Raw genomic sequence first — 13,124 nt, forward strand, 5'->3', positions numbered from 1 at the left:
TGTGGCTACTCGGATTGGTCCCGCCGGGGTGCGGGCCAGTGGGTGGAGCCCAGTTCGCGGGAGATGGTGCGCGCGGCGGTGCGGACGGCGTCGATGGTGGGCACCGGGGCGGGCCAGTCGGTGGTGGGGATGACCACTCCGACCGCGCCGACCGGGGCGCCGGTTCGATCGAAAACCGTTCCGGCGACGCAGGATTCGCCGAGCACGGCCTCGTCGCATTCGTAGGCCACACCCGAGGCGGTGACCGGCTTCAGGTGGTCGGCCAGGGCCGTGACCGAAGTGATCGTCTCGCCGGTCATGCTGCGCAGCGGGCCGGATTCGGTGCGGGGCAGGAACGCCAGGATCGCCTTGCCCAGCGCGCTGGCGTGGGCGGGGATCTCGATGCCGACCTCGGGCATCTGGCGGGTGCCGTCGGGGCGGGGCTCGTGGTGGATGATGACGATGTCGTCGCCGAACAGGACGCCGACGCGCACGGCCAGGCCCGTGCCGCGGGCCAGCTCGTGGGCCCAGGTGAGGGAGCGGGAGCGTAGGTCCAGGGTGTCGAGGTACACGTTGCCCATGCGCAGCACCGCCGGACCGAGCTGATACCGCCCGCCGCCGTACTCCTGCACCACGACGCCGTGGGCCGCCAGGGTGCGGACGATGCCGTGCACCGTGGTGGCGGCCAGGCCCAGCTCGCCGGCCAGTTCCGAGAGCGTCATGCGGCGGGAACCCTGCAGCGCGAACAGGATTCGTACCGCTCGATCGACCGATTGGATCATGCGGACTCCCGTATCCGATGGATCGTGTGGACCGTGCCGGCCGGCGTCGGAAAATCCGCCGCGGTCCGGGTCTTGTGAGCTACGCAACACCCGCGTACTCTTCGAACATCATTCGACATTATCGAATCTAGTTCGAAAATGCATCTGGAGTTTCCCATGGATGGAATGCGGACGCCGCAGCGGCTCGCGGCGGAAGTGCTCGGCACGGCTTTCCTCGTATTCATCGGCGTCGGCGCGGTACCGGCGACCCTCATCGTGAACGGTAACGCGCCCTTCACGATGGCAGACCTCGGCATGATCTCACTGGCCTTCGGCACGGTCGTCGTCGCGACCGCGTACGCGTTCGGTCATGTCTCGGGCAATCACATCAATCCGGCGGTGACGCTGGCACTGGCGCTGACCAGGCAGTTCCCGTGGCGGGAGGTGCCCGTCTACCTGGCCGCGCAGCTGACCGGCTCCCTCCTGGGATCGCTGGCGATCCTGGGCGTGCTGGGGCGCCGCGCCAGCGAGGTCGGGCTGGGCGTGGCGGCCTACGGGCAGGGCGTGGGCGCCGGGCAGGTCGCCCCGGCCACCGGCGCGTCGATCAATCCCGCCCGGACGCTGGGCCCGATGCTGGTGCAGCAGCTGTGGGGCGGCCACGTCGCCTGGACCCAGGCTCCGGTGTATCTGGCCGCTGAATTCCTCGCCGGAGCCGCCGCCGTGGCAGCGTACGGATTGACCCGCATCCATGCCGTCGGAACGGTCCGCGAATCGGCCGAAACCGCCGCGTGAGAAGGAGAGTGCAGTGAAGAAGCTCATCAACGATCCGGCGGACATCGTCGCCGAGGCCCTCGCGGGGATCGCCGCGGCGCATCCCGAGCTGCGGGTCGACGAGAAGAACAAGCTGGTGCTGCGGGCCGATGCGCCCGCGCCCGGCAAGGTGGGACTGGTCTCCGGCGGGGGATCCGGGCACGAACCGCTGCACGGCGGGTTCGTCGGGCCCGGAATGCTCGATGCCGCCTGTGCCGGTGAGGTTTTCACCTCGCCGGTGCCGGACCAGATACTCGCCGCGACCGCGGCCGTCGATTCCGGGGCGGGCGTGCTGCACATCGTGAAGAACTACACCGGCGACGTGATGAACTTCGAGATGGCGGCCGAGCTCGCCGCCGCCGAGACCGGCGCCGAGGTGATGGCCGTGGTCGTGAACGACGATGTGGCCGTGCAGGACAGCACCTACACCGCGGGTCGTCGCGGGGTCGGCGGAACGGTGATTCTCGAGAAGATCGCCGGCGCCGCCGCCGAGCAGGGCCGCCCGCTCGCACATGTCGCGCAGGTCGCGGACGCGGTGAACGCGAACTCGCGCAGCATGGGGATGGCGCTGACCTCCTGCACCGTGCCCGCCGCGGGCAAGCCCACCTTCGAGCTGGCCGAGGCCGAGATGGAGATCGGGATCGGCATCCACGGCGAACCCGGCCGGCACCGCGTGCCGCTCGCCCCGGCGCGGGAGGTCGCCGCGATGCTCGTGGAGCCGATCCTGTCCGATCTGCCGTACACCAGGGGCGACAACGTCATCTGCTTCGTCAACGGCATGGGTGGCACGCCGCTGCTGGAGCTGTATGTGATGTACAACGAGGTGGCGCGGATCCTGCGCGGGCACGGGGTGGTCATCGCCCGCTCGCTGGTCGGCCCCTACATCACCTCGCTGGAGATGGCCGGATGCTCGGTCACCCTGACGAAGGTCGACGACGACCTGCTGAACCTGTGGGACGCGCCGGTGCGCACGCCGGCCTTGCGCTGGGGAGTGTGACAATGACGGATCTCGATCCGGTCCGGTGGATGCGTGAATTCGCCTCGCTCGTCGACGAGAACGCCGACCGCCTCACCGAACTCGACGCGGCCATCGGCGATGCCGATCACGGCAGCAATATGCGCCGGGGGACGGCCGCGGTCGCCGCCGCCTTCGACGAGGCCGCACCGACCGACCCGGCCGCCGCGCTGAAACAGGCGGGCATGGTGCTGATCCGCTCGGTCGGCGGCGCCAGCGGCCCGCTGTACGGCACCTTCTTCCTGCGGGCCGCCGTGGCCTGCGGCGAGAATGCCCTGGGCACGGCGGATTTCGCGAAGGTGTTCCGGGCCGGGCTCGACGGCGTGGTGGCGCGCGGCAAGGCCGAGGCGGGCGACAAGACGATGTTCGACGCGCTGGCGCCGGCGGCGGATGCGCTGGATGAGGGCCTCACGGCCGGAGCGGATCTGGGCGATGCGCTCGATGCCGCGGTGGCGGCCGCCGAGGCGGGCTGCGCGGCGACCATACCCATGCAGGCGCGCAAGGGGCGCGCGTCCTATCTGGGCGAACGCAGTGTCGGACACCAGGATCCGGGCGCGACCAGTGCTGTCTTGCTGGTCCGGGCGGCACGCGGGGCGGTGCGGTGATGGGCGTCGGCGGGCGAGTTGATGACTGTCCGGCGCCTCGCCCGGACTGCCGCGCAACGGATTCGGTGCGGTCCGGAACCCGCCGGCTCCGGCTGAGGGGCGTCGGCGGGCGAGTTGAGGATTTTCTGGCGCCTCGCCCGGACTGCCGCGCAACGGATTCAGCGCGGATCGGAACCCGCTGGCCGCGGGTTCGGTGCTCACGGCCGGGTGAATGCCGCTGCCGAGCGGGTGGGTCCGCTATCGACCCGGTTGATACGGGGTGGTCGTCCCGAGTGTCCGGGCCGGGGCGGACCGTGCGCGCCGCGGGGTGGTGCCCATGATCGGCATTGTCATTGTGTCCCACAGTAATCCGTTGGCGCAGGCCGCTGTCGCGCTGGCGGGTGAGATGCTGCACGGCGCGCCCGTTCGCATCGAGATCGCCGCGGGCCTGGACGAGACCACCCTCGGCACCGACGCCGTCGCCGTTGCTGAGGCCATCGCCGCCGCCGATTCCGGCGACGGCGCGCTGATCCTGATGGATCTGGGCAGCGCCGTGCTCTCGGCCGAGCTGGCCTTGGACCTGCTGGAATCTCCCCATCGGACGCGGCTGTGCGCGGCGCCCATCGTCGAGGGACTGATTGCCGCCGCGGTCTCCGCGGCCGGCGGCGCCGACCTGGACGAGGCAGCCGACGAGGCGGACAATGCGCTGCTGGGCAAGCGGGTTCAACTGCAGCAGGACGTTGCCGCGGTCGGCGCGACTTCCGGGGGCTCGGGCGCACTGCGCGAATCCGACTCTGCCGCAGAAAGTTCCGGAACCCTCGGCGCGTCTCGCGGGCGCGATGCTGTGCGGTCGGCCGAATCCGCGGACGGCTCCGGCGGTGATATCGAGGATAATGCCGGCAGCGCGGTGGCGACCTTCCGGGTGACCAATGCGCACGGCCTGCACGCGCGCCCCGCATCCATGCTGGTCGGTGCGATCCGCGGCCGCGAGGTGCGGGTGCTGCTGCGCAACCTGACCACCGGCGCGGGACCGGCCTCCGGCATCAGCCTCACCCGGGTCGCGGCGCTCGGGGTGCTGGCCGGGCACATGGTCGAGATCTCCGCGACCGGTCCCGACGCCCGGGCGGTCGTCGACCGGGTTGTCGCGATGGCGGAGGATCGATTCGGCGAGGAGCCCGCCGAGGGGTCGTCACTCGATCCGAGTGCCGGCCCGGGGCACGGCATCGCGATCGCGGCGACGGCATCCGATGCCCTCGACACCGCTGCGGATCGGATCGCGGTGACGCGCAACCGGATCGGCGACGAGGGTGCCCCGATGACAGGAGAGCGGTCCACGAGCGCGGCGGTGGGCATCGACGGCGTGCCCGCCGCACGAACCGCGGGCCCGTTCCCGGCGTCCGCGGGAATCGCGATCGGGCCCGCCTGGCGGCTGGACACGGTCGAATTCGAGCTGCCGAGGGATCCTGCCGGGGATCCCGACGCCGAACGGGATCGGTTGGACGCCGCGATCGCGGAGGCCCGTGGCCGGATCGAAGCCGATATCGACCGCGCGGACGCCTCCGGGCTCGCCGGACCCGAGGCCGACATCTTCCGGGCGCATCTGCTCCTGCTCGAGGACGACGAGCTGATTGGCGAGATCCGCGCGCGGGTGGTCGGCGGCGCGGCTGCCGAGAGTGCCTGGGCGGCCGTATTCGACGATGCCGCAGGCGAATTGGCGCGCCTGCCCGACGAGTACCAGCGGGCGCGCGCCGCCGACATCCGCGCGGTGCGCGATCAGGTGCTCATGGCGCTGTTCGGCCACAGCGGCGACACCGTCGGCCGCCCCGGCATTCTGGTCGCGGCCGAGCTGAGCCCGGGCCAGGTGGCGGCGCTGGACCGGGAGATCGTCATGGGAATCGTGCTGGCCGAGGGGAGCCCGACCGCACACAGTGCCATCTTGGCCCGCTCCAAGGGAATTCCCGCGATCGTCGGCGCCGGACCGCGCGTGCTCACCGTGGCCGAGGGGACCACGGTGGCATTCGACGGCGGCACCGGGCTACTGGTCGTCGATCCCGACCCGGGCACCCTCGCGGAATTCACCACTCGCGCAGCCGAACAGCGCGAGCGGCAGCGCGTCGCGGACGCGGCGGCGCGGCTGCCGGCACATACCCTCGATGGGGCGGAGATCCACGTGGCCGCCAATGTCGGCAGCGTCGCGGACGCGGCCGACGCCGTGCGGGCCGGCGCGGATCTGGCCGGACTGGTGCGAACCGAATTCCTGTTCCTGAACCGGGACCACGCACCGACGGTGGAGGAACAGGAGCGGGTGTACCGGGAGATCGCGCGCACCTTCGGCGATCGCCGGGTCATTCTGCGAACCCTCGACGTCGGCGGCGACAAACCGCTGCCGTACATCCGGCAGCCGCGCGAGGCCAACCCCTTCCTGGGGCTGCGCGGAATCCGGCTCGCCCTGGCCCATCCCGCGCTGCTGCGCGATCAGCTGCGCGCGATCGTCCGGGTCGCCGCCGATCATCCGGTGAGCGTGATGTTCCCGATGATCAGCGCGGTCGAGGAGGTCCGCGCCGCCCGGGAGTTACTGAACGAGCTTGTCCCGCAGGATCTTTCGATCGAGCTCGGCATCATGGTCGAGGTTCCCGCGGTCGCCGCCAAGGCCGCGGCGTTCGCACCCTACGTGGATTTCTTCAGCATCGGCACGAACGACCTGACCCAGTATGCGCTGGCGGCCGAACGGGGTAACGACACCGTCGCGGCCCTGGCGGATCCACTCGACCCCGGTGTGTTGCACCTGATCGACCAGGTCTGCCAGGGCGCGGGGGACACCCGGGTCGCGGTCTGCGGTGAGATCGCCGCGGATCCGGCCGCGATCCCGCTGCTACTGGGCCTGGGTGTCACCGAACTCAGTGTCGCCCCGCCGGCCGTCGCGCTGACCAAGGCGGCCGTGCGCGAGCTGCCCCTCGCCGAGTGCACGACACTGGCCAGGTGGGCACTCACGCTCGAATCGGCCGCGCAGGTCCGGGCGTTGATGAAACCACACCGAAGCGCCGAGCCGTCGCCGGGGTGTACGGGTTGACGATGAGGGCGCCGCGGGGCGCCGGGCTCGCCATCCCGTGACATCGGAGGATTCCCGGATGTCACGGGATGGCCGGGCCCCCCGGATCGATTACCCGACCGGTCCTTGGGCGAGGGTGACCTGCCCGGACTGGCTCTGCCCGTTCGGATCGGTGTACCGCAGCGTCACCTTGTCGCCGGGGTGATGCTGGTCCATCGTATTCGTCAGTGCCGTTGCGGAATCCACGCTCGTGCCGTTCACGCCGGTGATCACGTCGCCGGGGACGATGCCGGCCTGCGCGGCCGATCCGCCCCGGAAGACGTTGCGCACCAGCGCGCCCCCGCCGTTGGCGTCGGCGACCCCGACCCCGAGGAAGGCCGACTGCCCGATGTGGATGGTGCCGGAGGCGTTTCCGGACTGGATCTGCTTGGCGATGCCGACCGCTTTGTTGATCGGGATGGCGAAGCCCTGACCGCCGGTCTGCTGTCCGTTCTGGATGCTGATGCCCGGCCCGCCGGGCACTCCGAGGTGGAAGCCCTGCGCGGCCGACGCGGCGGTGTCGATGCCGACGACCTGTCCGGCGCTGTTGATCAGCGGGCCACCCGAGTCGCCCTCCTGGATATTGGCCGCGACCTGGATGAGCCCGGTCAGCTGCTCGGCCGTGCCCGCCCCGGCGTCGGACGCGGTGACCGACTGGTTCAGCGCGGTGACCTGTCCGGCGGCCGCGGTCGGGGTGCCGGTACCGCCGGCATTGCCGACGCCGACGATGTTGTCGCCGACCGAGATCCTGTCCGAATTGCCCAGCGGCGCGGTCTGCAGGCCCGAGGCGCCCGACATGCGCACCACGGCCATATCGTTGGTGCGGTCGTAGCCGACGACCGTGCCCGCATAGGTCTTGCCGTTGCCGACGTCGGTCACCGCGACCTTGGTGGCGCCCTCCACAACGTGGTTGTTGGTGAGGACCTCGCCGTTGGGGCTCAGCACGATCCCGGTGCCCGCGGCGGTGCCGTTCTGGTATCCGAGCTCGGTATTGATGATGACGATGCCCGGGACGACCTTGTTGACTGCGGCGGTGAGATCCGCCGAACCGGTCTGGTTACCGATGGGCTGGGTGACGATGCCCGGCGACTGCGCCATCGGCGGGAGCGACGACGTGTTGTGCACGCTGAATCGCGCTGTCACCAGCCCGATACCCACGGCAAGGGCGAGCACCAGCGCGGCCACGGCGGTGAAGTTCAGCCCATGGCGGGGCCGGCGGCCACCCTGGGCCGGGTACGGCCCGGGAGGTGCTCCGTACGGGCCCGGTTGCTGCCCGGGCCAGCTCCCCTGATTCGGATACACGGTCATCACGTCCTTTTGGTCAGGAACCCTCTGGATCCATTAAGCGCGCAATTCCTGAGAGGCAGCTGGGGAGACACCGTGCAACGACCACGGTGCGTGGAATCACACGCTATGGCTACTAACGCCGGGCGCCCCCGGGTTCATCCGGGGCGGGCGGGGGTATTTCTGACGAATCCGTGACGACCCGGGTTCCGGTCCCGTGAGCCGGTCTCGGCGGTGGAAAACCGCAGTACGCTCGGCATATGACGTCTTCTGGCCTCGACCTGCGCGGTAGCGCCGGGAAGCCCGGCTCCGCGGCGGCGGGCGGCGGATCCGGCTCGGGATTCCGCACGGCCTGCGGCATCGTGTCGGCGGGCCTTGCGGTGGGTGCGGCCGAGCTGGTGGCGGTGCCGGTCGGCTCGGGCAGCGCGCCCATGACCGCCCTGGGCGGCACGGTGGTGGACCATACTCCCGACAAGGTGCGGGAATGGGTCATCGGCATCGTCGGCACCAACGACAAGCTGGTGCTGTTCATCCTGATGACGGCGGCTGCGGTCGTCGTGGCGGGATTCGCCGGGCGCATCGAGCAGCAGCGCCGGCCGCTGGGTTCGGTATTGCTCGGCGTCTTCGGTGTGGTGGCCGCGTACGTGGCCGTGAATCGGCCCGCCGCGCCGTGGACGTGGGCGCTGCCGTCGCTGATCGGGGTGGCGTTGGCAATCGTGGTGCTGCGCTGGCTGATTCGGCGCGTGGATGCGTACGAGGCGGCCGCCGCGCCCCCGGCGGGGCAGGCGACCGGACCGGCCACCGGTCTCGAGGAAGCGGCCGGACCGGACACCGACGCCGATCGGCCCGAGACCGGTACCGGCGCAACGGCTTCGGGACGCCGGGACGACATGGCTCGCCGCGGAGTGCTCTTCGGCATCGTCGGTGTCGGCGTCGTGGCCGCCGCCGCCGAGATCGCGGGCCGGATCGTCGGCTCCGTGCTGCACAGCGTCTCGGCCGAACGCGCCACCGTCCAGCTGCCCGCGCCCCCCACCCCGCTGCCGGCGGTCGATCCCGCGGCGGATCTCCGAATCCCCGGCCTGACCCCGTATCTCACCGCCAATCACGACTTCTACCGCATCGACACCGCCCTGATCGTCCCGCAGGTCAGCTCCGAGACCTGGTCGCTGCGCGTGCACGGCATGGTCGATCGCGAAATCCGGTTGAACTACGCGGATCTGAAGGCTCGCAAGCCCATCGAGCGGCTGGTGACCCTGACGTGTGTGTCGAATCCGGTGGGCGGCGATCTGATCGGCAACGCGCTGTGGCTCGGATACCCGCTCGCGGATCTGCTCGCCGAGGCCGGGCCGCACGCGGACGCCGACATGGTGCTCTCGCGCAGCGTCGACGGTTTCACCGCGGGCAGCCCCCTGGCCACGGTGACCGACGGCCGCGACGCGATGCTGGCCATCGGCATGAACGGCGTGCCGCTGCCGATCGAACACGGCTATCCGGTGCGACTGGTCGTCCCCGGGCTCTACGGCTACGTCTCGGCCACCAAGTGGGTGACCGACATCGAGATCACGAGATTCGATCGCGCACGGGCCTATTGGACCGAGCGCGGCTGGTCCGAGCGCGGCCCGATCAAGACCGGCACCCGCATCGACACCCCGCACGACGGCGCGAATCCGAAGCCGGGCACCGTCACCGTGGCGGGCGTGGCCTGGGCCCAGCATCGCGGCATCAAGGCCGTCGAGGTCCAAATCGACGACGGCCCATGGCAACCCGCGCGCCTGGCCGCGGACCCCTCCATCGACACCTGGCGCCAGTGGGCCTACGACTGGACCACCACCCCCGGCTCCCACACCATCCGCGCCCGCTCCACCGACGCCACCGGTCAGGTGCAGACCTCCGACCAGCAGGACGTCGTACCGGACGGCGCCACGGGCTACCCGTCGATCTCCGTCCGGGTGGGGTGACCAGAGGCGTGTCCCAGGGCGGGACCGGTCATCGGGTTGGCTGCTCGAGTGGCGGCAGTGAGTCCATCGCGGTGTTCGGCAAACTCGGCATCTGAAAGGTCCGTGCTCGCGGGAACTTTCGGTACTCAGAGTCCGCCGGTAGGTGTAGGTCCTCGAGAAGGGCGCTTGCGGAGGACTTGCCGCCGTCGGATGCTTGTGCACATCTGCCTCGAGATCACAGTGCGACTGGCTCCGCGCTGTTCGGGACCGATCCGCTGGATCGTGCTGTAGTGGCCCGAACCTGCACCGGCCCGGGAAATCGGCAGCTCGGACGATGACCGGCGAATCGCCGGTCACCGTCCGGTGCGATGATCCAGTCGCCGTGGCGACCCCGGCTCACGTGCGGTCGGGCGACCCGTCGTAGCCGGTCTTGCTGTATTCGGCGGGCACGGCCTCGGGGGTGGCCTCGTAACCGAGGTTCACATCGTGAGTGAGGTTTGCGCCGTGGATCCATACTTCGCTGCTGACCTGGGGATATCCACGGGCTACGACGGTGTAGTCGCCCGCGGGCAGGTCCGGGATGCGGTAGTTGCCCTCGGCATCGGTGAATACCGAGCCCATCACCCGGCCGGCCGAATCCAGTACCGACACCTGGGCATCGGCGACCACATCCGAAGACGACCAGGCTCGGCCGGTGAGCATCGCCGTCGCGGCCAGTTCGACGTCGTAGCGCAGCGTGCCCGACTCCGGAACGGTCAGCGTCACCGCGTGTGGCTGCCGGCCCTCGGCCACGGCGACCAGGGTGTACGTCCCCGCGACGGTGCCCTGGCAGGTGTAGGCGCCGTCGCCGCCTGTCACCCCGGCCGTGACGACCTCGCCGCGTGAATCGGTGAGCGTGATCGTGACCCCGGCCAGTGGATGCCCGCCACCGGCCGTGACCACACCGGACAGCTCGCCGTCTCCGCTCAGGGTCAGCTCCCACAGCGCGTGGCGGTCACCGGCGGTCACGTTGACAGCGGCGGGCTGATGGCCGCTGGCCGAGGCGATCAGGACGTAATGCCCGGCAGTCGGCGCCGCGATGCGATAGACGCCGTTGTCGCCACCCGCGGCGCGGGCGACCTGCTGTCCGCGCTGATCGATCAGCGTGAGCGCCGCGCCCGACACCGGACGCCCGTCCTCGCGGTGCACCCGCACCGACAGCGGTTGTTCACCACCGGTGACCGCGGGCGCGAGCACCTCGACGTTCGCCCGATCGACCGGGACGACCTCGGCCGCCGTGGCGATGGTGGTCGGCGCCTCGCCGACCGGAAGTGCCGCGGCCCCTTCGGTTTCGGCGGAGGCGAAGACAGGGGTGTCGTCCTTTGTCCTGACGAACAGTGCGGAGGCGACGACGCCGATGAGCAGGATCGCGGCCGGCAGATACATCGACTGGCTCAGTGCGGTGCTGAACGGATGCACGATGAACGCCGGGAGCTTCGCCGGGCCCGAACCCTCGGAGAACTTGCCGCCGCCGAGATGCTGGGCGGTCATCCGGTTGGAGACCAGCGCGGCGATCACCGCACTGCCCAGGACCGATCCGATCTGCCGGGTCGTGTTGTACACACCGGCGCCGGCGCCGGCCAGCTCCATCGGCAGGTTGTGGGTCGCGGTCGAGGCCAGCGGCGCCCAGATGCAGGAGTTGGACAGACCGGCGACGCCGCCGACCACGATGAACGCCACGATCGAGCCGTCCGGCTTCATCAACGTGGCGAATCCGAAGATCGACGCTGCGAACAACACGAAGCCGATGGTCGGAATGATCCGCGGCGGCATCCGGTCGGAGATCTTGCCGATGAACGGCGCGGTGAGACCGGTGACGATCGCCATCGGCGCGAAAACCAGCGCCGCACGCGTCGGCGAATACTCCCGCACCGCTTCGAGATAGAAGTAGGCCGGCACCATCAGGGCGGTGATCGCCGCACCCATTGACGCGATCGCCACGCTCGACAACGCGAAGTTCCGGTCGCGGAACAGGCGCATCGGCACCAGCGGCTCACCCTTGTTGAGGGCCTGGTTGACCACGAACAGGGCCAGCACCACCACACCGGCGATGATCATGGTCCAGATCCAGCGGTCCCAGTTGCGGGTGTTGCCCTCCTGAATTCCGAAGACCAGCAGGAACATTCCGGCGGCCGAGAGCACCACGCCGACCAGATCGAACTTGTGCTGGTGCACCGGCAGCGCGGGCACCAGCCACACCGCCAGCGCGAAGGCCACGACGCCGATCGGGACGTTGATGTAGAAGATCCAGTTCCAGCCCAGCTGATCCACCAGGACACCGCCCAGGATCGGGCCGACCAGGGTGGCCAGTCCGGCCACACCGCCCCACAGGCCCATCGCCGCACCGCGCTTGTCCGGCGGGAAGGTGCGGGTGATGACGGCCATGGTCTGCGGCGTCATCAGCGCCGCGCCCAGGCCCTGGACCGCGCGGGCCGCGATCAGCATGTCGATGCTGCCGGACAGCCCGCACCACAGCGAGGCGAGGGTGAAGACCACCAGGCCGATCAGATAGAGGTTCTTGGGGCCGAAGCGATCTCCAAGCCGGCCGGTGACCAGCAGCGGCACCGCATAGGTGAGCAGATACGCGCTGGTCACCCAGATGACCTTGGTGATGTCGGTGTTCAGGTCGTGCATGATGGTCGGATTGGCCACCGCGACGATGGTCATATCGAGCAGGATCATGAAGAATCCGACGACCAGCGCGTACAGCGCGAGCCACGGATTGCGTTGCTTGGTCATGAGTTTCGGGTTCCTGTCAGATGCGATTCGCCCGCGGGCGAGTACGTGAAGTCGGTTGTGCGGCGCGCGAGTTCGCCTCATTGCTCGGCAGGGAGGACACCGCCCTTCCGCAGTTGGGCGAGCACGTCGTCGGTGACGGCCGCGCCCCAGTCGGGACCGAAATCGTCGGTGGCGTCGGTGATTCGCACGCCCTCGGGGGTGTACTGCTCCCATTCGAGCGTGCCGTCACGCAGCTCCCGCACGATGCGGCGCAGCCAGATGGCCTCGGAATCGGCCTGTGCGCGTAGGTATTCCATGACCATCCAGTACCGGCGGGGAACCCCCTTGACGGGCAGGAAGGCCAGCACGGCGTCCATCTCGGCGATATGGGTGTCCAGCCAGCCGATGCGCTCGGTGAGTAGCTCGATCACCTCGCCCGCGGGCAGATCGTGCGCCTCGGACATGGCCACCGGGAAGATCGGATATTCGTTGACGGGCTTGCGCAGGATCTCGGCGATGCGGGTGCGCAGTGCGGTGCGGCCGGCCTCGGTGATGCCGTAGGTGGTGCGCTCGGGCCGGTTGCCGGCCCGATTCGTGCCCTCGGCGTGCACCAGATTCTGCTCGGCCAGGCGGGTGACGGTGTGATACAGCGAGCCGGGCCGGATCTTGACGATGTAGTCCTCCCGGCGCTGCAGCAGCAGCTGGTACATCTCGTACGGATGCATCGGCCGCTCCTCGAGTAGCGCGAGCGCCGACATCGCCAGTGGCGTCAGCGTGGCACTCGGCTGCTTGGTCATCACACTCACTCCCTCTGCGGTTCATCGCGACTCTAGCGATAGCGAACGACATAACCCGCTAGAAATATTCCACGCCGAATATACGACGTGGAACAGTAGGGCACAAGGGGTG

9 protein-coding genes are annotated in these 13,124 nt (G+C 69.9%); 5 read left to right on the forward strand and 4 right to left on the reverse strand.

Annotated elements, in window-relative coordinates:
- Positions 1-5: 5 nt before the first annotated feature.
- Complete coding sequence (locus ABH933_RS14200) at positions 6-761, reverse strand: IclR family transcriptional regulator (protein WP_429422828.1); 756 nt, start codon at positions 759-761, stop codon at positions 6-8.
- 156 nt (positions 762-917) lie between these two features.
- Between ABH933_RS14200 and ABH933_RS14205 the strand changes: the two genes are divergently transcribed.
- The 4 genes from ABH933_RS14205 to ptsP all read left to right on the forward strand — a co-directional run bounded on the left by ABH933_RS14205 (position 918) and on the right by ptsP (position 6,219).
- On the forward strand, positions 918-1,532 hold the full coding sequence (locus tag ABH933_RS14205; protein ID WP_429422826.1) for an MIP/aquaporin family protein: 615 nt from the start codon (positions 918-920) through the stop codon (positions 1,530-1,532).
- Between the two features lie 13 nt (positions 1,533-1,545).
- The gene (gene dhaK / locus ABH933_RS14210) at positions 1,546-2,547 is read left to right on the forward strand and encodes a dihydroxyacetone kinase subunit DhaK (protein ID WP_429422824.1); all 1,002 of its coding nucleotides are present in this window, start codon (positions 1,546-1,548) and stop codon (positions 2,545-2,547) included.
- Positions 2,548-2,549: 2 nt separating this feature from the next.
- Complete coding sequence (gene dhaL, locus ABH933_RS14215; protein ID WP_429422822.1) at positions 2,550-3,170, forward strand: dihydroxyacetone kinase subunit DhaL; 621 nt, start codon at positions 2,550-2,552, stop codon at positions 3,168-3,170.
- A gap of 316 nt (positions 3,171-3,486) precedes the next feature.
- Positions 3,487-6,219, forward strand: coding sequence for a phosphoenolpyruvate--protein phosphotransferase (gene ptsP / locus ABH933_RS14220; protein ID WP_429422820.1), 2,733 nt, complete (start codon positions 3,487-3,489; stop codon positions 6,217-6,219).
- A 90-nt stretch (positions 6,220-6,309) separates the two neighbouring features.
- Here ptsP and ABH933_RS14225 read toward each other — a convergent pair whose 3' ends face one another.
- Positions 6,310-7,545 (reverse strand): S1C family serine protease, encoded by a 1,236-nt coding sequence (locus ABH933_RS14225; RefSeq protein ID WP_429422819.1) that lies wholly within the window; start codon positions 7,543-7,545, stop codon positions 6,310-6,312.
- A 236-nt stretch (positions 7,546-7,781) separates the two neighbouring features.
- On the opposite strand from ABH933_RS14225, the gene ABH933_RS14230 reads away from it, so the two are divergent.
- Positions 7,782-9,479: a molybdopterin-dependent oxidoreductase gene (locus ABH933_RS14230; protein WP_429422818.1), complete on the forward strand. Its 1,698-nt coding sequence runs from the start codon at positions 7,782-7,784 to the stop codon at positions 9,477-9,479.
- Positions 9,480-9,854: 375 nt separating this feature from the next.
- Here ABH933_RS14230 and ABH933_RS14235 read toward each other — a convergent pair whose 3' ends face one another.
- Positions 9,855-12,236, reverse strand: a complete 2,382-nt coding sequence (locus tag ABH933_RS14235) for a DHA2 family efflux MFS transporter permease subunit (RefSeq protein ID WP_429422816.1) — start codon at positions 12,234-12,236, stop codon at positions 9,855-9,857.
- A gap of 77 nt (positions 12,237-12,313) precedes the next feature.
- Entirely contained in the window at positions 12,314-13,012 is a 699-nt protein-coding gene (locus ABH933_RS14240) for a PadR family transcriptional regulator (protein ID WP_429422814.1), read from the reverse strand.
- Between the last annotated feature and the right edge of the window lie 112 nt (positions 13,013-13,124).

Source organism: Nocardia sp. GP40 (genome assembly GCF_050434125.1).
Taxonomy (GTDB): Bacteria; Actinomycetota; Actinomycetes; order Mycobacteriales; family Mycobacteriaceae; genus Nocardia; species Nocardia albiluteola.